The following is a 20,773-nucleotide window of genomic DNA, read 5'->3' on the forward strand; positions in this document are numbered from 1 at the left end:
ACCAAGGAGGCTTGGACATGCTACATATCGTTAACGGAGATGTTGTCGGTGATAAGCTGAAGCAAGGAGTTGTTCAGGGAGATGTGCTTGTGTGGAGAGAGGTATATCCTGCAGGCCCGATATTTACGAATCCTGCAGGGGTAGAAGAACGGGCAATGCGTGCCCGTGTCCTTCAAGAAACGATGGAAATTCCGGCCAGCGATTATATAAAGAGCTGTGAGGAACAAGAGCAGAGACTTCGTGAATATACCAAGTACGATGAAGTCGTATTATGGTTTGAGCACGACCTGTTTGATCAGAGCATGCTCGCCTATCTACTCCACTGGTTCAAAGGACAGAAGCTGGGCCGCACAAAGCTGAGTCTGCTCTGTATTGGAGATTATCCGGGAATCGAACGGTTTTATGGTCTGGGACAGCTAACCCCGGCACAGCTTCAGACATTATCCGGGACCTGGCGAGCCATTGGGCTGCATGAATTGGAGCTCGGCAGCGAGCTTTGGCAGGCGTATGCTTCACCTGACCCTCTTCAACTGTCCACATTATTGAGCAATAAGAAAGCAGAGCTCGCCGCATCGAGCCTGCCATACGCTTATGATGCCTTCACAGCGCATCTCAAGCGACTGCCTTCTGAACGGAATGGTCTTGGTATTGTGGAACAGACTACAATTCAGGCTGTTCGTAACGGAGTTAGTACTCCGCTAGAATTGTTCCGTCTTGTAACGGATTCCCTTCATGTGCTGGGCATGGGCGATCTCGAATACTGGAAAGTTATTCGCGCTTTGATGCAAGGCGAACATCCTTTGCTCGTTATTGAAGGGGGCGAGAGCGGCATTGATGTAAGGAGAATACCCGACTTTCTGAACCGCCCAGTAACTCTGACTGTGTTAGGCAATGAGGTACTGAGCGGATCAAAGGACCGTATTGCCGTTCAGGGGATCGACGAATGGTTTGGGGGACTGCATCTCCACGGACACGAGGTTTCTTGGCGCTTTGATGATTTGGCCGGAGGTTTGGTCCAGCATTGAAGTAACTATGGAAGCTGATTGACCTCAATACTTGATAATGCGGCGGCAGTCATGGATCAGAAAATAAAATCGCAGACTGCCGCTTAACCGAGTAATACTTATAAGCTAAACTCTTCTTTAATCCTGCTGGCTACCTCTGCTGGGGCTAACTTGGTATTGTTAATCTTCATATAGTTCTTTCTAGCAATTTCTCCATCAAATGAATTTAACCTATGGTTTTCTGTTGCCGTTCTCATTCTTTGTTCGGATTGTTCGACATTCCTTTTGGAAGGTTTATGTTCCAGTCTATGCGGGGTTTTGTTTCGTTTAATTCTTTCATCCAAATCTGCCTCGAGCTCTACCAAATAAACTTCTCCGCCATTCCCCTCAAAAATCTCACAAACCTTATCTACATAATCCCAATCTTCTTTCGAATCAAATGACCATACATAAGTAAATATCATTCCGTATGAATCCGTTTTTGAGAATGCTTCAAATATCTTCTGGCGAAACAAATTGGATAACTCCCACATTTCAGGACTAAATCCTAAAAACGGACAAAGCAGTTCAATGGTCAAGTGATTATGAAAAAGCTTCAATTTAGTTATTTATTGTTCGCGACGCACATAGCAACAGCCGCCCATCGAATAAATCAAATCGTGTAAAAAACCGTTTTGCCGTTTAAGAAAGGATTGCAAAAATGCTCAATCAGACCCGGCATTTTATCGCGTATCCATGCATGTTGATCCTTGTTGCTTACCAGAAATGCGTAATATGCAGCTATTGCCAAAAACATGAAGCCCTCAAGTTCCTCGATGTCTATTCTTCCGGGAATCAGGTTCGTGTAGCTGGCGAGTAGAATATCTCGCAACTCTTTCCTGGTCAACAGGGCACTCATAGCGACATCCATTGCGTAATAGCCAAACCCCGATAAACCAAAGTCAATGAATGAAATGCCCCTTGCTGAGAGGATTAAATTACTATAGTTAATGTCGGCATGGATGAAACCCCAAGTCTCATTCTTTTTGCTCATCACTTTCATTCGGTCGTTTATCAATGAAAACGTATTTTCAACAATCTGAAAATGTTTAGTAGAGATAATACCGATTTCCTCGCCTGATCGCAATTTGCTTAGCATCGTTTCTGTCCACTCTAGTCCATATTCGGGTCTTGCAAAGCTTGAACCTTGTTGATAACTTTGCGAAAATCGATGCAATAGCGAAATTTCTTTCCCAAGGGCACTAACCCTCTCTTCACTTTCCAAATCGTTCTTGGACATGGTTTCCCCATCAATCCATTCTAAGATTGAGCAGTGCACTTCTTCATTTTCAATCCAAACGGTTGTAACCAGCTTGCCATGCACATTTGGTACAGGAATTTGAACGGGTATTTGGGAATGAGTCGACCAGGCTAACAGAAACTCTAATTCCGATTGAATAGCCTCGTATATGTTCTGCACACCTTGCATGTTTGTCGTAATCGGTTTATGAATACGCAACAAATACGTTTTCGCTGAACCACTATCGCTTACCTTGTAAGTGATGTTTTCATTATGCCGAATCCAATGTACGATCGGGTTAACAAAATAATAATGCTTTAAAACTTCCTTGTAACTTTTCGTATAATCCATGGTCGATCCCCTAATCGAATATAATAGTAAATCAAAGTGACAATACGGTTATTAACTCGTCATTAATGATTTCCCCGCTATCTCGAAATCCGAAGCTTTCATAAAGCTTGTTGGCTGGCAGGTTATCCGCCTTATAAGAAATCCAGCAATACCGTGCCGGCCCTGCCGGAAAGGTTCGGATAAATTCCAATATTTTATGCATCGCTTCCCGGCCGTAGCTCTTGTTCTGGTGCTGCTTGTCAATCATCAGTCGCAAGATGCAATAGCTGTCGTCTGCGAATGTCGGGAGCTCATATCCGGTAATTTGATAAGTTATCATAACAAAACCGACCGGCTCTTCATCCTCGTAAATGGCAAACGGGAAAGGATGTCCCCCATTGGTTGCTAGGACGTAACACGAAGCCACGCTCGACAGATTGGACGCAACGAAGCGCCGTTGATCTTCCGTTACATCTAGGTTAAAGATGGCACGTCGGTTATCCAACGTGATTTTTCTAAGCGTTATCATGCAGGGCTCTCCCTTCAATCTCTTAGTAAATTACTTATTAACCGCGGCCGCTTTAATACCATACAATTTATGCAAAAAAAGGTATAGACTTATGTTGAAATTTTTTATAGACTATTATGTATCCATGGCTTTTTTTGGGAGTCAATTGAATGATACGAAAAGCCCGTCAGCTCCATTACTGTGAGCTGACGGGCTTTTTGTAACCCCAATTCCACGACTTTTGTCGGGTTCCGCCACCGGCTGCAGGCCGTTCCGATTCGCGGCGTTCTCCGGTACAATATAGCCAAATTAGTTGAAGGAGCGATCGGCATTGAATTACGAACAGAAAGTGCACGACGAAATCACAGCTTGGGAGCAGAAGTTATTCAAAGCGCCGGGATGGTTGGAGAGAACCTCGAAGACGATCGGTAAGCGAATTAACGACTTGATTCCACCCAAGGTACACGATGTCATTACGGCCACCATCAAGTCGATCGTGCGTACAGCGCTGTTCGGAGCTGAATATACTCCTCAGAGGCCGGTCCAGCAGACTATCCATCTTGAACTCGCCGATCAAGAGGCGAAGCGTTTGCTGTCCCTATACCAAAAAATCGCGACTGCCGAAGGCGCAGGTACGGGGGCGGGCGGCATTATGCTTAATATCGTGGACTTTCCTGCGTTAATCGCAATCAAGATGAAATTTTTATTTGAACTGGCTCATGTCTACGGGTACGACACGAAACATTTTCCCGAGCGGGTGTTCATTCTTAAAGTGTTCCAACTGGCGTTCTCCGGCCCCGATCAACGTGCCATGCTACTAGATTCGATAAAGCATTGGGATAGGGAGAAGAAACTATGGTTCTCTGATAACGAGTACTCCAAGCATATGGACTGGGAGACATTCCAAAAAGAATACCGCGACGCAATCGATTTTCGGAAAATGCTGCAAATGGTGCCGGGGATCGGAGCGGTGGCAGGCGCATGGGCGAATTACACCATTCTCGAGGAGCTTGGCGAATCGGCAATGAACGCTTACCGCTTGCGAAAATTGAAAGTAGACTATTGAAACGTACTACATGATGTAGACGAAGGTCTAAATCACCTTAGCTCCATGCGAAATGGAAAACAATGCAGCTTGCTCCTTATCCATCCTCATCCCGGTGATGGAAAAGGTTTTAAAATCGACGCCTTCCATATTCGCTCCTCTTAAGTCAGCCCCTTGTACGTTTGCTTTCGCCAGCAAAGCCATTGTCAGATCGCTGTCTCTCAGATCGGCCTTTTCCAGATTAGCTCCCGACAAGTCCGCTTCAAAGAATTTAATTCCGCGCAGATCCTGCTTGACTAATCTTGTGTATCTTAAGTTCGTATAGGACCAATCCCCTTGAAATATAGTTATCCCATCCATGGATGAGCCGGAAAAATCCGAACCCGTCATTTTGCATTTATCAAATTTCGTGACGAATAGATTCGCTCCATTAAAGCTGCAGTTCTCGAACGCCGATTCTTTATGTATCGAGCCATTAAGCATAGCCCCACGAAAATCGCATTCAATAAACCGACAGTTGCTCGAAGTAATCTCCTCAAGCGAGCCGTTTGCAAACGTACAACGATTAAAGGTACAACTGATCAGCTCCCCATACCTTAAATCCTGTGAGCTAAAGTCTACCCCTTCGTATCTTTGACTGCTGTGTTGAAACATGATAAACCTCCTGTGCCTGTCTATTGAGCTAAAGCATGAAATAACTTTTTTCAATATAACACAGGGGAGTCAAGAGCCGTCTAATTTCAATCAAAAGTCAAGCGTTTTATTTTTTTATTGGGACAACGTTGCCACCTACCGAACCGCGCGCACCAGCCTGAACAACTGACGGACTGCCTGTTCCAGCAGCTCCTCCGCCTGCTCCAAGCAAACTTCCAAGGAGGCAGGCGCGTTGACGATAGAGAAGCAGCCATCGAATTTTTCTTCCAGCTCTTCAATCTGATCGCCAAGGCAGCCTGATAGAAGCATACACTTCGTTCCTGTCTCTGACGCCGCAGTCGCTACTTGAATCGGCAGCTTGCCATATACCGTTTGATTGTCGCTGCGTCCTTCGCCTGTTATGACCCAATCGGCGTCTCGAATTCGTTCTCTGAGCGATACGGCATCGATCAACCAGCCTGCGCCGGAGACAACTTCCCCGCCGAGCGCGAGTAACGCAAAGCCGAGACCCCCTGCCGCTCCTGCCCCGGGAATTAGCCGCCAGGAGGATCCGGCTGCCTCCTCAATGTAATCGGCATACGTCTCCATCGTCCGTTCAAGACTAACCTGCTGCTCAGGCGTCGCGCCTTTTTGCTTGCTGTACACCATCGTTGCGCCAGTAGAACCGCATAACGGATTGCTCACATCGGTCGCTATTTTGATCTCGCTCTCCTGAAGCCGAGAATCTATTCCCGACCATTCAATCGATGCGATAGAACCCAGGTCTCCCCCGCTCCCGCGAAGCCGGTTGCCCGAGCTGTCTTTAAACTCTGCTCCGAGCGCAGCCAACATGCCCATTCCGCCGTCATTCGTCGCGCTCCCACCAAGTCCTACAACAAAACTTCGAATCCCTTGATCAAGCAATTGAATAATGACATCGCCCACTCCTTGAGAGCTTGTACGATAAGGATCTCTGTCCCCTTCCGGCACAATCGTTAGACCGCATATCGAAGCTACCTCCAGTACGGCCGTCGGTCCTTCGACTATATCATCATGAATGATTCCGATTGCAGCAGCTGTTTCTTCCCCAAGAGGACCTGTTACTTGCAGCGATGCATAGGAACCGCCGGCAGCCTCGACCACTGCGACGACCGTCCCTTCTCCTCCATCGGCTAGAGAAATAACGTCGCACTCGGCATCCGGAAATACCGAACGGATCGCTCGAGCCGCCGTCCTTCCCGCAGCCTCCGAGCTTAAGCTGCCCTTGAACGAATCAAATGCCAGTACAACTTTCATTTCTTCTCAGCTCTCCTTTACCGCTTCCTGCTTCTCTTTGATCAGCAGCACAAGCACGTATTGCAGTCCTGCCATGGTGAACAGCACAATAGGCATCCATGCCGACTCTAAATCAGCGGCTAGCCAGATGAGCAGCGTGATGGACACAACCCGGCCAACATTTAGGAACAACTCGCGCATGACGACCGACTCGACGCGTAGCTGACCTTTGAGCGGTAGCGTGCCAATCAACCGATAGTAATAAGAAGTAAGCGTGTTGACTGCCAGCGGATTACAGATCGAGAAAAGGATCATGAATACAGCTACCGACCAAAACTCCATTTGCACCAGCAGCAGCGCCGATCCAATCACGACTCCCGTTGTAGACAACATCACATATTTGCGAACATGCTCCTTCTGTGCCATCCTCGAAATGACATATCCGGTCGCAACCGTCAGCGACGAGAAGAATACACCCAAATAACCGACCCAATCCTCACGGCCTACGGTTTGGAACAACATAATATTGGGAAGAAACAGCATAATGCCTTGGAACAAACCGAGCACGAGGAAGCTGTATAACGCCTTCAGCCACTGTCTATTTTTGCTCATCACAAGCCCCATGAACTTTAAATAATACGCCTTATGATGAGATCGCACCATCGGGATGCGGAAGCTGACAATAGCGGCAATGACGAACATGATGAACGCGAGCATGAAGATGAAGATATAGCCTTGCAACCCTTCGCTCCTCTGAATAATGAATCCCGCAAGCGCTGGTCCGGCAAGCCCAGCAGAATTGAACACGACCATGTTGATTGCAAGAAACCTGATCCGATTCGCATCTGTCGACACATCATATTGAATGACGAGGTAACCGGTCCAATACAGACCTGCAGCTATACCGTTAAAGATAGCGAACATTATGTAATACTGAGCAACTTGCTCTTGAGCAATAACGACCATCAAGTAGAATAATGCGATGAGGACAATACCGAGACGATAAGTAACCATCCGGTCGCGACGCTTCGACAGCCATCCGCCAAGCGCGAATGTAGGCGGTGTCAGCAAGAAGACGACGATGTTATAGATACCGTTGACCGTCAAATCCTGCGTTAGCCGCCATAAATACAGATTAAGAAACAGCCCCGACATCGATGCGCCAAATTGAAAGCAGCTATGAATAATTAATGCTGTTACTGCATCCTTGCTCAGTCTTCGTTCCGGCGGCAGCTGCTCTTTCTTCGCAAACCCCCACATTGACCTTAACCTGGTACTCAAACTCGTGCTCGTCCCTGCCATTTGCTGCATCCCCCGATTAACCGTCATCATTTTTTTGTATTTTTATGTCTTTGCGTCCATTCTAACATAGGACTGCGGGTCGGCATTGCCCTGCGAAAGCGCTCTCTTCGTGAAAAAGCAGGTTATCGTCGGATAATCGCAACGCAGCAACCTGTTTCCTCCTTCTTATTCGGTTGTTCTTCTAATTAAACGCCCATTCCCTGCTTGAAAACCGCAAACTTCGATGAAACGGCCCAGCTTTGGAGTATAGCCTACTATAATCGCATCGCATACTAACCTGATCCCATCGATAGGAGGTGAACAGACATGTCCAAACAGCAAGGCCAAGGCGCCAAAAACACGACAACGAAATCGTCCGACAAAAAAGGAAACGCATCCGGCAACAACCACTAAAGCTTCCATACACGAAATAAAGAACGCCTCATTCTTCAGCTCTTCTTGAGCGGAATGAGGCGTTTTTTTGTTTGCTTTGAAAGGGATCTAACGAACGTTGTCGAATATTTTATTGTAGCACGTTAACCTTCCGAACTTATTATATGATGAAAATGTGGTGATTCCAGCAATGAATAATGCTCTTAACTATACGGTTATCGACTTTGAAACAAGCGGACTTGATCCGGCTAAGGACCGCGTCATCGAGATCGCTGCTATCCGTTGCGTGGGCGGCGAGATCGCCAGCGAATTCAGCACGCTCGTAACGTTCGACGGCAAGTTGTCGCCGAAGATTACTGAGCTGACGGGCATCACGGACAAGATGACCGCCGGAGGCATGGACGAGGATACGGCGTTCCGTATCCTGAACCGAATGATCGGCGACAATGTGCTGATTGCCCATAACGCGCTGTTCGACCTCGGCTTCCTTCACCATTCGCTAATGCGCATTGCCGGCCGTTCGTTCCGCAACTCGTTCATCGACACGCTGACGATGAGCCGTATGCGCCATCACTACCCGCATACGCTCAAGGATATGTGCGACAAATACGGCATTCCGCTCATCGGCGGGCATCGTGCCTTGAACGACGTAATCGCCTGCTGGGAGCTGTTCCGTGAGATGGACAGAGAGCAATCCGCAGCAAGCGATCTGAATAAGCTCGGTTATATTAAGAAATACGGTCCGCCCAAATGGAGTCCGGACAATGCCGTACTCTTTCCTATTGAGCTGCAATACGCGCCTCGTTTGGGCTAGTAAGGGACTGGAGCGTGCTATACGCTGGCGCGCTCTTTGCCTTTGTCGGACTCGCCGGCGTTTTTGTTCGCCGCATCACGATCCTGCTGCATTTCCTCAACCGTCTTCACCTTCAGGCGAGCCGCACCTGCATAATCCTTCGTCGGCAGCAACGGACCTTCCGCCAGGCGCTTCTTCGCAGCAGCGATAGAATCCGTATATTGCGGCAGCCATTGCTCCTGCGCCACCAGCATTTCATCGACCATTTGCCAAATTTCCTTCGGATTGCACACAGCTCCGACAAGCGGATCCATCATGAACGCTTGGCGCAGCAGCTTATCGTCGCCATGAACAGCTGCTTCAACAGCCAAACGCTGCACCGATATGCTCACATTGCATACGGCTGCCGCACCTAGCGGCAGGTCGCCGACTGTCGGCATCGAGATGCCGTTGCGGTCAACGTAACCAGGTGCTTCAATAATCGCATCATTAGGCAAGTTCGCAATGACACCTTTATTCTCGACATTGAAGTGTCCGCGATAGACACGCCCTGTCTCGAGCCCCTCAATAATGTATGAGCCGTGCTCATGACTGCGAAGCTCGCTCTTGAACTCATTTGCCGGATCCTTCATCCAATTCGGGAAATCGGTCTCGAACCAATTGCGCCCTTCCGTGCATACGCGCAGGTAACCGCCCGTCTCGCCGTTAATCCATGAACCGAGATCGATCCAATCCATGATTTCCTCTGGACGCTTCCGATACCAAGGGACATACTCGCTCAAATGTCCGTTCGATTCCGTGCTGTAATAGCCGAAGCGGCGCAGCATATCAATGCGAACCTTCTCCGTGCGGCTGAAGTCCGGATGCGCTTCGAACGCCTCGAGCAGCTTGCCGGTCAGATCCTCGCCATTATGTTTGATTTGGATATACCACGTTTGGTGGTTGATGCCCGCGCAAATAATATCGACTTCCTCTTGCTTCAGTCCGAATGCTTCAGCAATTTGCCAGTGGCCGCCCTGTACGCCGTGGCATAGACCAATCGTACGTACGCCTCCATACTTATTGCAAGCCCACGTCATCATTGCCATCGGGTTCGCATAGTTCAACAGCAGCGCATCAGAAGCGGCAACCTCGCGGATATCCCGGCAAATATTAAGCATTTCGGCGATGCCGCGTTGCCCGTACATAATGCCGCCCGCGCTCAGCGTATCACCCACGCATTGATCGACGCCATACTTCAGCGGGATGTCCACATCCGTAGCGAAAGCTTCAAGTCCCCCGACGCGAATCGTACAAATAATATATTTCGCATCTTTAAGCGCTTCGCGGCGATCCGTCGTCGATTGAATTTGAATCGATAAGCCGTTCTCGTTAATGTCGCGTTGGCACAGTTCCGTTACCATGCCCAGATTATGTGCGTTAATATCGGTAAAAGCGACGTCAATGCTTTGAAACTCCGGTACAGCAAGCAGGTCGCGCAGCAAACCTCTCGTGAATCCGATGCTCCCGGCTCCGATAAATGCGATTTTGAATGATGACATATGTTCACCCTCCGATTCATAATTAACTATCGTTGTTCAAGCTCAACTTCATTGTAGCAACGATAAATCGGAAGCGTTATCAATATTGTGACTACCTATGCGGCAACCTGTCAGAAATCGTCACATTCCTAATCCTTCAGGTTTTCTCCAGCCGTCCATGTTATGCGTATTGAACGAGTTGCGGTAAGCAATCGGCGTCTGATTCGTATACTTCTTGAACATCGCATGAAAGTATTGTCGGCTCTGCGCTCCCACATAATCGCATATATCGGCTATAGCAATATCGGTCTGACGCAGCAGCATCTTCGCCTTCTCCATCCGCAGCTCCGTCAAGTACACCGTAATCGTCTTGCCCGTATTCGCCGTGAATAGGCGATGCAGGTAGCCGGGGTGCAGATTGACAGCTGCGGCAATGTCCTTCACCTGTATATCCTGATCATAATGGTGATGCATGTACTCCGTAGCCTGCTTCACATAGAGATCCGCCGCATTCGCGCCCTGCTTCAGATCGTCGCTATAGATACGTGCAATCGTCATAATCAATTGGGCGAAAAGCAGCTGCGTCCGCACGCGGCTCGACTTCTCCCGATTGTCGAGCTCGAGAACGAGATTTTTCAGCACCGGATATAGATCATTCGTATCGCGCAGCACCAAATAAGATGATGGCTGCACAACCAAGAGGTTCACATCCTCATCCTCGGAGGCAAGCTGCCGGATCGAAGGAAACGCCGTTTCCTTCTCGCGCATATCGAATTCCACGTTCAGCATTCGGCATGGGCCGCGTTCGTCCACGATAAGCCGATGCGGCTCGTTCGCGTCTAGAATGATGAACTCGTTTTTCTTCAGCGAGAAGGAACGCTCCGGACGGCGTGTTGTAGCCGAGAGCTCAATTCGGCACTGACCCGATATCACATACATGATCTCGATCGAATCATGCCGATGATCGCTCATCGTATAGTTCGACCACTCCTTAAAGTAATAGGCATATACATGCGGATGAACATTTTGATCCAGCCAGTCCGACTTGAATAACGCGCCGCTCACAACCGTTTCCCCCTGTCTCCTCTATTCCCCTTAGCATATCAAACCTGTCGAAAGAATGACATAGCCGCAACCGTCCGTATGAATAGTAACCGTAACCTGAACAATAACGGGAATTACTCCCGTTAATTTCAGGCCTGTCGAGCCTAATTCAAAAACAACTGGGGAAACTCCCGTTAATTCCTATCCGTTCGCTCAAAAAGAGCCTCCAAAGCAAAAATAACTGGAGAAATTCCAGCTATTCCTCAGAATTAGATCCATTCTTCTGAAATAGAGGGAGTTTCTCCAGTTATTCGACCAAGTGTGTTAAGTGCGTTTTATGCTCTCGAGTCGATCGCCTTCTGCTAAGCAGAAGCAAGCTTCACGATCGCCTTAAGCGCCGTATCAATCTCGCGCTCGACCGCTTTCGCGACGACATCGGTATGCGGATCGTATTCGCCCGCCAGATCGGAGTCGGCGTAGCCGTCTAGGGCAAGGATCGCACCCGCTCTTGCGCCGCGCAATGATGCAACCACATACAGCGCCGCAATCTCCATCTCTACGGCAAGCACGCCTGCGGCTTTGTATTGCTTGTGCGGAACATCGACGACGCCCGAGAAGAACACATCCAATGTTACCGTAATGCCCTTCTTCACGATGCCTTCGCTCTCCAAAGCGGATTCGTATAGCGCCGCAACGATGTCGCTGTCGGCAACGGCTGGGAAGCCGGCCGGTACGAGCTGATGGGTAAGTCCTTCCGCACGCACGGCAGCCGTGCTGACAATCAAGCTTCCCGCCGGATGGTCAGCCGAATACGAGCCCGCCGTACCAACGCGGATCAACGTCTTCACGCCGCCGCGGATCAGCTCCTCGAAGCATACGGCTGCCCCTGGAGAACCGACGCCATGGCTGACAACGGCCAAAGCAACACCTTCGTATTCACCAACGAACGTGCGATACTCGCGCGCGAACGCCAACTCCTTCGCATTCGTCAGCTTTCGCGATATAAGCTCCGCACGTCCCGGATCGCCGCATACGATCGCGTACGCCGGCAAGTCTTCCGGATTTACTTGCAATATAGGCAACATAGTAGACATGTATTAATCAAACTCCTTCTTCATCCACTCATCCTCGGGCATTTCGTTCTCTTCGCTAGTGAAGCGCTGCTCAAGGAATGGATCAGCATAATTGTGGAAGCCGTTGCGTTCCCAGAAGCCAGGACGATCTTCCTTCATGAACTCGATACCGCGAATCCACTTGGCGCTTTTCCAGAAATACAAGTGAGGCACGAGAAGCCGCATTGGCCAGCCATGCTTGTCCGTTAGCGGCTCACCGTCGAAGCGATGAGCAAGCAGCACGTCTTCACGCATCATGTCTTCCAACGGCAAGTTCGTATCGTAGTCTTCGTCTGCATGAATCATCACGTACTTCGCCTCCGGCTTCACGCCGAGCAGCGGCAGCACATCGATGAAGCGAACGCCTTCCCACTCCGTATCCAGCTTGGACCAACGCGTCACGCAATGAATATCGTTTACCTGCGACGTTTGCGGCAACGCGAGCAGATCGTCAAAGCTGAAGCTGCGCTCCTCTTCGACCTCGCCGAATACACGAAGCGACCATGTGCTTAGATCGTATTCAGGCACGTCGCCTTCATGCAGAATCGGGAATCGTTCCGTAACGGTCTGGCCCGGCGGCACGCGATGAGCGATCTCAGGCGCGACGGCGGCCTGCTTGACCGCTTTCACCTTCTTCAGTCGTTCTGCTTTATTATGCATATACCGTACCTCCTTTGTCTTGCAGGCAAGCCCGCCTTATCGCGAGCTTTCGTTCGCCTTGCGCGCTTCCTGCATATAGCTTTTGTCTTTGAATATAAGCATAGCCACAATCGTTACCACATAAGGCAGCATCATCGTAAAATGGGTCGGCAGCGAGAAGCCCTGCAATCTCAAGCTTAGCGCATCCATAAGTCCGAACAGCAAGCTGGACGCCGCTACGCCTAGCGGATTCGACTGACCAAGCATCGTCGCGACGAGTGCGATGAAGCCCCTGCCCGCTGTCATTCCTTCCGTGAACATCGTCACGTTGCCGAGCGACAGCTGAGCTCCGGCAAGACCGCAAAGCACGCCGCAAAGCAGCACCGCTCCATATTGAATGCGCGTAACCTTAATGCCGAGACTTCTCGCGGCAGTCGGATTTTCGCCGGATGCCAGCAAGCGGAAGCCCGTAACCGTCTTGAAGAAGAACAGCTGAAGCGCGATAACGAGTATGATCGATAAGTATACGAGCGGAGTATGGCCAGACAATACATCACCGAGCCATGGAATATCGCGCAGCAGCGGAACATCCCACTTGGGCAAGCCCACCATATCCTTGTTATAATAAGCGCCCTTCACATCGAATATAACACGCAGCAGGAATGTCGTTAATCCGGCTGCCAAGAAGTTAAGAGAAATACCGACAACGATTGCGTTCGCCTTTAGATGAATGCTCATATAAGCGAACAGCATCGAGAAGATCACCGTACACAATACCGCGAAGAGGACGGCTAGCCACACATTGCCGGTATAGTAGTTACCGACGATAGCCGAGAATGCTCCTGTCAGCATTAAGCCCTCGAGGCCTACGTTGAACAGTCCGACACGGGCACAGATGGCGCCGCCGAGCGCCGCGAGCAGAATCGGCGTCACCAGCCGAAGCATGGAAGCAAAGAGCGAGACATCAAACAGTTCCATTGTCACCCCTCGCTTTCTTACGTTTAATAAAGGAATACGTAAACTTCGCCGATACGAACAAGATGAGTACCGCTTGTATAATGCTCGATACTTCCAGCGGCACTTCGGTATTACGTTCCATGCCCATGCCGCCTGTCTGAAGCGCGGCCAATAGGATAGCAGCGACTGCCGTGCCTATCGGATTTGAGCCTGCGAGCAGCGTCGCCATAATGCCCGACCAGGCATAGCTTGGCGTCGTTAAAGCGCCGTCGATATACCGGTATTGCGTACCAAGCACCTCGACAGAACCGGCCAGTCCTGCGAAGCCGCCGCTCACGAACATGCTGAACATCATTAGTTTGCCGCGATTAACGCCGCCGTAGCCTGCAAACAACGGATTGCCGCCAAGCATTCGAATCTCGTAGCCCTTCACCGTATACTTCATGAAGAAGTACAAAAGCAGCGCTCCGGCGAATGCGAATAGGAATCCGGCATGCAAGCTCATGCCGCTGAACAGCTTCGGCAGCCAAGCGCTATTCTCGATCATGACCGTCTGTGCCATAGCTGCTGAACCCGTCTTGTCTTTCAAAGGATAAGATACAATATAACCGGCGAACAAGGTCGCTATATAATTAAGAAGCAGTGTCGTAATAAGCAAATTCATTCTGAATCTTGCATCCAGCCAGCCTGCGAACGCAGACCATATTCCCCCGGAAATAATTCCTGCGATGAGCGCAGCAATCAGCTTCAACCAGCCCGGACCGGGCAAATAAATAGCGGTAAGCGCGGCACTTAACGCGCCGAGCACCATCTGTCCTTCAGAGCCCATATTGAAAAATCCGGCTCGGAATGCGAGCGCTACGCCAAGACCGATGAGTATGATCGGTGTTGCTCTCGCCAGCGTATTCGTCACGAAGAAGAAGCTTCCGAAAGCCCCTTTCCACATCTCGCCGTAAGTCTCAAGCACGTTGCCGCCGACAACGGCAATCGCAATTGCACCGGCTGCCAATCCGACGATGATCGCCAGAAGCGGCTGGAGCATCCCGCTGCTAAGTTGTTTCAGCTTTTCCATGCCGCTTCCCTCCCGCCATTAATAAACTAATCTGCTCTTCCGTTGCCGAATGCGTTTCAAGCTCACCGACAATACGTCCCTCGAACATAACAAGGATCCGATCCGAGAGCTTCAATATTTCAGTAAGCTCCGAGGAAACAAGTAATATGGCGCCGCCCTCGTCGCGTTTCTTCAATAATTCGCCATGAATGATTTCCATTGCGCCGACATCGACGCCCCTTGTCGGTTCGGCAGCGATTAAGAACGGCGTATTCTGCGCCAGCTCTCTCGCAACGATCAGCTTCTGCAGATTGCCGCCCGATAAATATTGCGCTTTCGTCGACAACGATCCCGTCTTTATGCCGAATCGCTTGACCCACTCCGCGACCATATCGCGGATCGATGCACCGCGCAGCATGCCGTACTTCTGCTGCTTATTCGCATGCCCCATCAGCCCGTTCTCGGTTACGGTCGCATCCTTCGCAACGCCCCATTGGTAACGGTCCTCCGGAATATGGGCAAGACCTCGCTCGCGAATGGTGCGAACCGGTGCCCCTGCCGATTCTTGTCCCAGCAGCTTAATCGAGCCGCTATCAATCTTCACTAGACCGGCGATCGCTCCAATAAGTTCAGACTGTCCGTTACCGGATATCCCGGCAATACCGACAATCTCGCCTTGCTTCACTTGCAAGCTGATCCCATCAAGCGTCGGCTTCGTCCTTGAGCCGCGGATCGAGATGTTCTGAGCTTCCAATACCGGCTTGCCGGGAGTCGCTTCGTTGCGCGTTAACTGTACTAATTCACGTCCAACCATGAGACGCGATAGCTCGTCCTCATTCGTATCCGCCGCTCTCATCGAACCGGTTACTTTACCGTCGCGGAGAACCGTAATACGGTCGGCAACTTCAATAATTTCTTGGAGCTTGTGGCTAATAATAATGAAGCTCTTGCCTGTACGGGCAAGCTCCTTAATCGCAATTAAAAGCTCCTTAACCTCAAGCGGAGTCAGCACGCCGGTCGGCTCGTCCAAAATAATGATTTCCGCGCCTTGATGCAGTACCTTCAATATTTCGACGCGTTGCTGAACGCCCAGCGAGCACTCCTCCACCTTTTGCGTAGGATCGACAGGCATCCCGTAACGCTTGCTCAGCGCATCAACATCGGCAATCGCCGTTTTGCGATCGAAGCCTATGGCCTTGGACGGCTCTCGTCCGATTACAATGTTCTCAGCAATGGTGAACGAGGGGAACAGCATGAAATGCTGATGAACCATGCCGATCTTATTCGCGATTGCAGCCGCAGGGCTGTCAAATGAAACGGCTTGCCCGTTCAACCTAATTTCACCGCTTGTCGGGCTCTCCATTCCGTACAAAATACGCATCAGCGTCGTTTTGCCGGCGCCGTTCTCGCCAATTAAGGCATGGATCTCGCCTTTCTGCAGGTTGAAGCTTACGCCGCTATTGGCCGTTACGCTTCCATACGATTTTGTAATATTGTCCATTTGCAGCAGCATTAAGGCGTTCAGCTCCTTTCTTCTCTAATCACAACAAAAGAACCGCCTCTATTTGCAGCAGAGGTAGGTTCTATTGAAGGAGATAACTAGCCGGCTGCAGTTCAGCAGCCGATAATGGCTATTATTTCGTAAGCGGGTTCTCAACTACGATTTTACCAGAAATAATGTCTTCGGCAATTGCTTTTACTTTGTCGACATTTTCTTGGCTGATGAAGCTGTTAAGCGGAGTTGCCGTTTCTTTCGTTACGTAAGTAAGACCTACGCCGCCTTCTTTCAAACCGTAGTCGGCTGCGCCGTAAGCGAAAGTTCCTTCTACGAATGCTTTTACTGTCTCGTAAGCAACCGCGTCTGTACCTTTCAACTGGGACAGAACAACATGCGCAGGATCTTCGTCCGTACGGTCTGTATCTTGACCGGAAGTGAAGAAGCCTTTTTCCTTAGCTGCTTCGAACACGCCGTTGTCGCCAACTGCCGCCATACCTGCGATGTAATCAGCGCCTTTGTCGAATTGCAGCAAAGCAAGTTCTTTCGCTTTCGCTGGATCAGCGAAGCTGCCTACGTAGTTCACGAGGAACTGCGCATCCGGGTTCACGCTCTTAAGACCTTGGTCGAAGCCGGAAGTGTATTTGCTAAGCAACGGTGCATCCATTGCTACGATAGCGCCTACTGTGTTTGATTTTGTGGACAGGCCGGCTAGAGCGCCCATCAAGTAAGCAGCCTCGTGCTCACGGAAGTTAACGCTGCGCACGTTAGGAAGGTCTACGACTGTATCGATAATCGCGAACGGCTTGTCCGGATTTTCAGCTGCAACCTTTTTCAGAGCGTCTTCTGCTTGGAACGTAGCCGTGATGATCAGATCATAATTTTCATTAACAGTTGCGCGAAGGTTTTGCTCGAATCCGGCAGGGTCAGTCGACTCGATCGTTTTTACTTCTGCGCCGAATTCTTCGCCAGCTTTTTTGAAGCCTTCATCCATCAATACGAAAAACTTGTTAACGCCGATTTTCTCAGGCAATACGAGCGCGATTTTCTTTGCGTCTTTCTTATCGCCACCGTTGTTGCCCTCAGCAGCGCCGTTATTTGTTGTGTTACCTGCATTGTTGTTTTTGTTACCGCCGCAAGCAGCGACTAAGCCTACCATCAGAATCAATGCTAGAGCCAGTACGATTGTTTTCTTCATCCTAATCTCCCCTAAATAATTGATGTCTAATTCCTCTTAATCCTAGTTGTATTATTGGAATTTGTCAATCCTATTCATTCGACAAATTTCTTCTCTATTCTACATCATTTCAGGGTCCGATGGTGATAAATGTCGAATAATACATCGATTTGTAACAAAATCATACGCTTTCATGCGATAAGAGCGTTTTCTATAAGCCAATCGAATCGCATCCTAGGGCTTAGACTTCGTTTTCTCCATATTCTTCTCCATAATTTGAAAGATACGCAAGCTCTGTTGCATATCCTCTAACGTCATGCCGTCGAACAGCCTAACCATCATTTTATCGCGTACTTGATCGATTAATTCAACCATCTTTTTGCCTTCATCCGAAATCTTAAGCATGACGACACGCCGATCCTGCTCGCCCCGCTCGCGCTCAATGTAGCCAAGCTCAATCAGCCGGTCCGCTATACCGGTTACCCCGCCGCTCGTAATCCCGAGCTGTTCGGCTAGCGAGGAAGCCTTAAGAGCACCGCATTCACCAAGAATAACGAGCATTCTGCCATGCGTGATGCCTAATCCATGTACGTTGTAGCTATTCCATTCATTATTGATTTGTCTTCGAACGAGACGAAACGACTCGTCGAGTTGCCGCATTAAACTTAATTTGTCATTATTATTTTCGTTCAAACCTGCCATCTCCCCTAATCGTCGTAAATGGCTTACTTTTAGAGAAGTATAAGTTTTTAAACCTTGCGGCGTCAATCCTGGCTAAAAAAAGAAAGCCGTCCCTCAAGGCAAACAATCACCTTAAGGGACAGCATATTAGCTGCTTCAGCACCAGCGCTACCCTTGCATGAAACGAAGCGGCGGCTTGCCGAGCAACCCTTCTCGGCATGACTGCCATATTTCGCGCATGAGCGCCTGCAACGGCCACGCTGCCGTAGATGCAGCTGTAACGGCAATTCCGTGCCGATGCGTTCGGGACACTCCTGCTATTATGCTGTGACGGGCGGAAGACTCATTGCCGCTGTATTCATCCAACTTATTTTGCAGCAGCTCCAGATGTGTGGATGTAATTCGATCGGAGAACAAATAAAACGTCGCCAAATGCGTCATCTCGGCCATGCAGCCTGCATCCTCAAGCCGTTGCTGCTTCGGTTCGATCCGTTGACGCTGCGCGAATATAAGTTCATCTTCATAGAACACCGTTAACGAATTACGGTAGCTGACATAGTCAAAGCTTTCGCCCCGCAGCGTCCGCCCTGGACAGAGGACGTCGGCTTGCATCCATACAGCGCCGGGGCGAAGGTGTACGATCGACTCATTCGCGAACGACGCGTTTTTGAAGAGCATAACCGGCTCAGGCATATTCTCGACAATTGCGTCGTCGGCAAGCGCAAAGGTTTGAAGCATCGACGAACCGCAGCCGGGTATGCTCGGATGGACCTTCATATAGGATTGATTAGTTATCATCACATGCGCGCCAGCCTCGCAAATCCAATCCATTACATAACGGTCGCCGTTCAGCAGTCCAGGCGATACATCCATAACGATGACCGCGAGCTGTCCGTCGACCGGAAAAGCTTTGGCGATCTTAATCGGAGCCGTATGATATTTGCTTGCCACATACGTCTGACCAACGCCCGCAGCGAAAACCGCGCGAAGCTCCGAAACTCTAAGGGGCATGCCGCTGCCTGATGCAATGCTGAGCTGCTCTTGCTCTATGCGAACATCGTCAGCCGCATTATGTTCTTGCTTCATTAGGAAGCTGAATGGCGATGACTTGGAGGAGTGCTGTCCAGTTGGATCGTATGGGAGTGGGCATGACCGCGTGCATGGGCAATCTCATGCTCCAGCCAGCTTACAATCTCATCTACGCCGTCGCCGCCGTGCATATTGGAAAATACGAATGGGCGCGTGCCTCTCATCCGCAGTGAATCAGCCTCCATCACCTCAAGGCTAGCGCCGACGTAAGGCGCCAGGTCGATCTTGTTAATAACCAGCAGGTCGGAGCGCATAATGCCCGGGCCGCCTTTACGCGGAATTTTCTCCCCTTGCGCTACATCGATAATGTAGATGAACCGATCAACCAGTTCCGGACTGAAGGCAGCCGCCAGATTGTCGCCGCCGCTCTCTATGAAGATCAGCTCAAGCGGCTGGAAGCGGCGCTCCAGCTCCTCAATTGCCTCGAAGTTCATCGAAGCGTCCTCGCGAATCGCCGTATGCGGGCAGCCGCCCGTCTCCACGCCAATAATCCGTTCTTCGGGAAGGACTCCGGTATTGAACAGAATACGCGCGTCCTCTTTCGTATAAATATCGTTCGTAATGACAGCCAAGCTGTATTTTTCATGAAGCTCTCTCGTCAATCTTTCAACAAGCGCCGTCTTGCCTGAGCCTACCGGACCGCCAATGCCGATGCGGATCGGTCTTGATGCATCTATAATCGGGCTTTCCCATTCTTGATGTGTATGTCCTTGTCCTTGGCACATATTCATTCCTCCGTTTTTGCTTATGGTTTATAGTTTTTTATGACATAAATAACCGCGAGTACAAACGCTCATGCCGGATCATGGCAAGCTCCGCCATCGGCATATTGGAGTAAGCTTCCTCAGGCTGCAACCGAGCGGCTGTGGCGAGCGCGTCATCCGTTAACGGAGTCAACCTCGCAATAAGCGATTGGCCTTCTGTCTGACCAATCGACATTAGCCGAAGCGCGCTATTGATGCATGTGACAATACTAGTGTAGAAATAACCTTGAATCGCGCGCTCTTCGGACAATCCTAGCTTCCAGCATGCATAACCGTGAACTAACGGATGAGTCGCGAAACATCGGCCTTCTTTCAAAGCCGATTGAAGCGGATGCCAATCGAGCTGCGAATGAATCGCAGAAGCGAGCTGCAACAACCGCCGCCCCATCTTTTCTACACCGCCGCGTGTCTCTGATGATACTCGCTGCACATGCACAAGCCGTTCGACCGCCCATAGCGATTCCCAGCTTTCAATTGGCGCATCACGGTATACCGCTTTGATAACCATCGCATCTGATGTGGCCCAGCTTTGGAGCAGCATCGTACTTGCATAGTTGAACAATGCGGTTGATGTCGTCAATCTTCCGTCCTGCACGAGCGTCTCCAGACCGAAGGAATGGGAGAATCCGCCGATCGGGAGCGCGGAATCCAGCAATTGCTGCATGGCGAGCCATCGTACATTGTCGTTCAACCGGCTACCCCC

The 20,773-nt window shown here is 50.0% G+C and carries 21 protein-coding genes; 3 read left to right on the top strand and 18 right to left on the bottom strand.

All coding sequences use genetic code 11. From position 1 onward, the window contains the following. Positions 1–17: 17 nt before the first annotated feature. Positions 18–1,025, top strand: coding sequence for a DUF1835 domain-containing protein (locus V8F51_RS06915; RefSeq protein ID WP_337099425.1), 1,008 nt, complete (start codon positions 18–20; stop codon positions 1,023–1,025). 98 nt (positions 1,026–1,123) lie between these two features. On the opposite strand, the gene V8F51_RS06920 is transcribed toward V8F51_RS06915, so the two are convergent. From V8F51_RS06920 to V8F51_RS06930, 3 genes are all read right to left on the bottom strand, one after another. Further along, entirely contained in the window at positions 1,124–1,582 is a 459-nt protein-coding gene (locus tag V8F51_RS06920) for a shikimate kinase (protein WP_337099426.1), read from the bottom strand. 74 nt (positions 1,583–1,656) lie between these two features. After that, positions 1,657–2,634 (bottom strand): phosphotransferase enzyme family protein, encoded by a 978-nt coding sequence (locus tag V8F51_RS06925; RefSeq protein WP_337099427.1) that lies wholly within the window; start codon positions 2,632–2,634, stop codon positions 1,657–1,659. A 31-nt stretch (positions 2,635–2,665) separates the two neighbouring features. Further along, entirely contained in the window at positions 2,666–3,142 is a 477-nt protein-coding gene (locus V8F51_RS06930) for a GNAT family N-acetyltransferase (protein WP_337099428.1), read from the bottom strand. 310 nt (positions 3,143–3,452) lie between these two features. On the opposite strand from V8F51_RS06930, the gene V8F51_RS06935 reads away from it, so the two are divergent. Then, positions 3,453–4,187, top strand: a complete 735-nt coding sequence (locus V8F51_RS06935) for an EcsC family protein (protein WP_337099429.1) — start codon at positions 3,453–3,455, stop codon at positions 4,185–4,187. Positions 4,188–4,214: 27 nt separating this feature from the next. On the opposite strand, the gene V8F51_RS06940 is transcribed toward V8F51_RS06935, so the two are convergent. From V8F51_RS06940 to V8F51_RS06950, 3 genes are all read right to left on the bottom strand, one after another. Further along, complete coding sequence (locus tag V8F51_RS06940) at positions 4,215–4,820, bottom strand: pentapeptide repeat-containing protein (RefSeq protein ID WP_337099430.1); 606 nt, start codon at positions 4,818–4,820, stop codon at positions 4,215–4,217. A gap of 135 nt (positions 4,821–4,955) precedes the next feature. Then, complete coding sequence (locus V8F51_RS06945) at positions 4,956–6,095, bottom strand: glycerate kinase (RefSeq protein WP_337099431.1); 1,140 nt, start codon at positions 6,093–6,095, stop codon at positions 4,956–4,958. Between the two features lie 6 nt (positions 6,096–6,101). Further along, positions 6,102–7,403, bottom strand: coding sequence for an MFS transporter (locus V8F51_RS06950; protein ID WP_337099433.1), 1,302 nt, complete (start codon positions 7,401–7,403; stop codon positions 6,102–6,104). A 535-nt stretch (positions 7,404–7,938) separates the two neighbouring features. Between V8F51_RS06950 and V8F51_RS06955 the strand changes: the two genes are divergently transcribed. Further along, entirely contained in the window at positions 7,939–8,562 is a 624-nt protein-coding gene (locus V8F51_RS06955; protein WP_337099434.1) for a 3'-5' exonuclease, read from the top strand. A gap of 17 nt (positions 8,563–8,579) precedes the next feature. Here the strand turns inward: V8F51_RS06955 and V8F51_RS06960 are convergent, their stop codons facing one another. The 12 genes from V8F51_RS06960 to V8F51_RS07015 all read right to left on the bottom strand — a co-directional run bounded on the left by V8F51_RS06960 (position 8,580) and on the right by V8F51_RS07015 (position 20,761). Next, on the bottom strand, positions 8,580–10,082 hold the full coding sequence (locus V8F51_RS06960; RefSeq protein ID WP_337099435.1) for an alpha-glucosidase/alpha-galactosidase: 1,503 nt from the start codon (positions 10,080–10,082) through the stop codon (positions 8,580–8,582). 120 nt (positions 10,083–10,202) lie between these two features. Then, a complete protein-coding gene (locus V8F51_RS06965) occupies positions 10,203–11,126 on the bottom strand; it encodes an AraC family transcriptional regulator (protein ID WP_337099436.1) in 924 nt (307 codons plus the stop codon). A gap of 341 nt (positions 11,127–11,467) precedes the next feature. Then, positions 11,468–12,199, bottom strand: coding sequence for a nucleoside phosphorylase (locus V8F51_RS06970; RefSeq protein WP_337099438.1), 732 nt, complete (start codon positions 12,197–12,199; stop codon positions 11,468–11,470). 3 nt (positions 12,200–12,202) lie between these two features. After that, positions 12,203–12,877 (bottom strand): sulfite oxidase-like oxidoreductase, encoded by a 675-nt coding sequence (locus V8F51_RS06975; RefSeq protein WP_337099439.1) that lies wholly within the window; start codon positions 12,875–12,877, stop codon positions 12,203–12,205. 36 nt (positions 12,878–12,913) lie between these two features. Then, positions 12,914–13,834, bottom strand: coding sequence for an ABC transporter permease (locus V8F51_RS06980; protein WP_337099440.1), 921 nt, complete (start codon positions 13,832–13,834; stop codon positions 12,914–12,916). Then, positions 13,821–14,885 (bottom strand): ABC transporter permease, encoded by a 1,065-nt coding sequence (locus V8F51_RS06985; protein WP_337099441.1) that lies wholly within the window; start codon positions 14,883–14,885, stop codon positions 13,821–13,823. The genes V8F51_RS06980 and V8F51_RS06985 overlap by 14 nt, the downstream gene beginning before the upstream one ends. Then, the gene (locus tag V8F51_RS06990) at positions 14,863–16,377 is read right to left on the bottom strand and encodes an ABC transporter ATP-binding protein (protein ID WP_337099442.1); all 1,515 of its coding nucleotides are present in this window, start codon (positions 16,375–16,377) and stop codon (positions 14,863–14,865) included. Before V8F51_RS06990 ends, V8F51_RS06985 begins: the two co-directional genes overlap by 23 nt. A 121-nt stretch (positions 16,378–16,498) precedes the next feature. Beyond that, positions 16,499–17,557, bottom strand: coding sequence for a BMP family lipoprotein (locus tag V8F51_RS06995; protein ID WP_337099443.1), 1,059 nt, complete (start codon positions 17,555–17,557; stop codon positions 16,499–16,501). Between the two features lie 213 nt (positions 17,558–17,770). Continuing rightward, positions 17,771–18,229: a MarR family winged helix-turn-helix transcriptional regulator gene (locus V8F51_RS07000; RefSeq protein WP_337099444.1), complete on the bottom strand. Its 459-nt coding sequence runs from the start codon at positions 18,227–18,229 to the stop codon at positions 17,771–17,773. 156 nt (positions 18,230–18,385) lie between these two features. After that, positions 18,386–19,303 carry an urease accessory protein UreD gene (locus tag V8F51_RS07005; RefSeq protein ID WP_337099445.1) on the bottom strand — a complete coding sequence of 306 codons (918 nt, stop codon included), beginning with the start codon at positions 19,301–19,303 and terminating at the stop codon, positions 18,386–18,388. After that, positions 19,303–20,031 carry an urease accessory protein UreG gene (gene ureG, locus V8F51_RS07010; protein ID WP_337099447.1) on the bottom strand — a complete coding sequence of 243 codons (729 nt, stop codon included), beginning with the start codon at positions 20,029–20,031 and terminating at the stop codon, positions 19,303–19,305. Before ureG ends, V8F51_RS07005 begins: the two co-directional genes overlap by 1 nt. Positions 20,032–20,068: 37 nt before the next feature. Next, complete coding sequence (locus tag V8F51_RS07015; protein WP_337099448.1) at positions 20,069–20,761, bottom strand: urease accessory protein UreF; 693 nt, start codon at positions 20,759–20,761, stop codon at positions 20,069–20,071. Positions 20,762–20,773 lie beyond the last annotated feature (12 nt).

Origin of the sequence: Paenibacillus sp. YIM B09110, from assembly GCF_037167145.1 — a bacterium.
Classification (GTDB): Bacteria; Bacillota; Bacilli; order Paenibacillales; family Paenibacillaceae; genus Pristimantibacillus.

Bases quoted from the DNA above. Each gene is read 5' to 3' on its own strand.
- V8F51_RS06915 (WP_337099425.1), top strand. From the start codon at position 18: ATGCTACATATCGTTAACGGAGATGTTGTCGGTGATAAGCTGAAGCAA.
- V8F51_RS06925 (WP_337099427.1), bottom strand. From the start codon at position 2,634: ATGGATTATACGAAAAGTTACAAGGAAGTTTTAAAGCATTATTATTTT.
- V8F51_RS06930 (WP_337099428.1), bottom strand. From the start codon at position 3,142: ATGATAACGCTTAGAAAAATCACGTTGGATAACCGACGTGCCATCTTT.
- V8F51_RS06940 (WP_337099430.1), bottom strand. From the start codon at position 4,820: ATGTTTCAACACAGCAGTCAAAGATACGAAGGGGTAGACTTTAGCTCA.
- V8F51_RS06945 (WP_337099431.1), bottom strand. From the start codon at position 6,095: ATGAAAGTTGTACTGGCATTTGATTCGTTCAAGGGCAGCTTAAGCTCG.
- V8F51_RS06950 (WP_337099433.1), bottom strand. From the start codon at position 7,403: ATGACGGTTAATCGGGGGATGCAGCAAATGGCAGGGACGAGCACGAGT.
- V8F51_RS06955 (WP_337099434.1), top strand. From the start codon at position 7,939: ATGAATAATGCTCTTAACTATACGGTTATCGACTTTGAAACAAGCGGA.
- V8F51_RS06960 (WP_337099435.1), bottom strand. From the start codon at position 10,082: ATGTCATCATTCAAAATCGCATTTATCGGAGCCGGGAGCATCGGATTC.
- V8F51_RS06970 (WP_337099438.1), bottom strand. From the start codon at position 12,199: ATGTCTACTATGTTGCCTATATTGCAAGTAAATCCGGAAGACTTGCCG.
- V8F51_RS06975 (WP_337099439.1), bottom strand. From the start codon at position 12,877: ATGCATAATAAAGCAGAACGACTGAAGAAGGTGAAAGCGGTCAAGCAG.
- V8F51_RS06980 (WP_337099440.1), bottom strand. From the start codon at position 13,834: ATGGAACTGTTTGATGTCTCGCTCTTTGCTTCCATGCTTCGGCTGGTG.
- V8F51_RS06985 (WP_337099441.1), bottom strand. From the start codon at position 14,885: ATGGAAAAGCTGAAACAACTTAGCAGCGGGATGCTCCAGCCGCTTCTG.
- V8F51_RS06990 (WP_337099442.1), bottom strand. From the start codon at position 16,377: ATGCTGCTGCAAATGGACAATATTACAAAATCGTATGGAAGCGTAACG.
- V8F51_RS06995 (WP_337099443.1), bottom strand. From the start codon at position 17,557: ATGAAGAAAACAATCGTACTGGCTCTAGCATTGATTCTGATGGTAGGC.
- V8F51_RS07005 (WP_337099445.1), bottom strand. From the start codon at position 19,303: ATGAAGCAAGAACATAATGCGGCTGACGATGTTCGCATAGAGCAAGAG.
- ureG (WP_337099447.1), bottom strand. From the start codon at position 20,031: ATGTGCCAAGGACAAGGACATACACATCAAGAATGGGAAAGCCCGATT.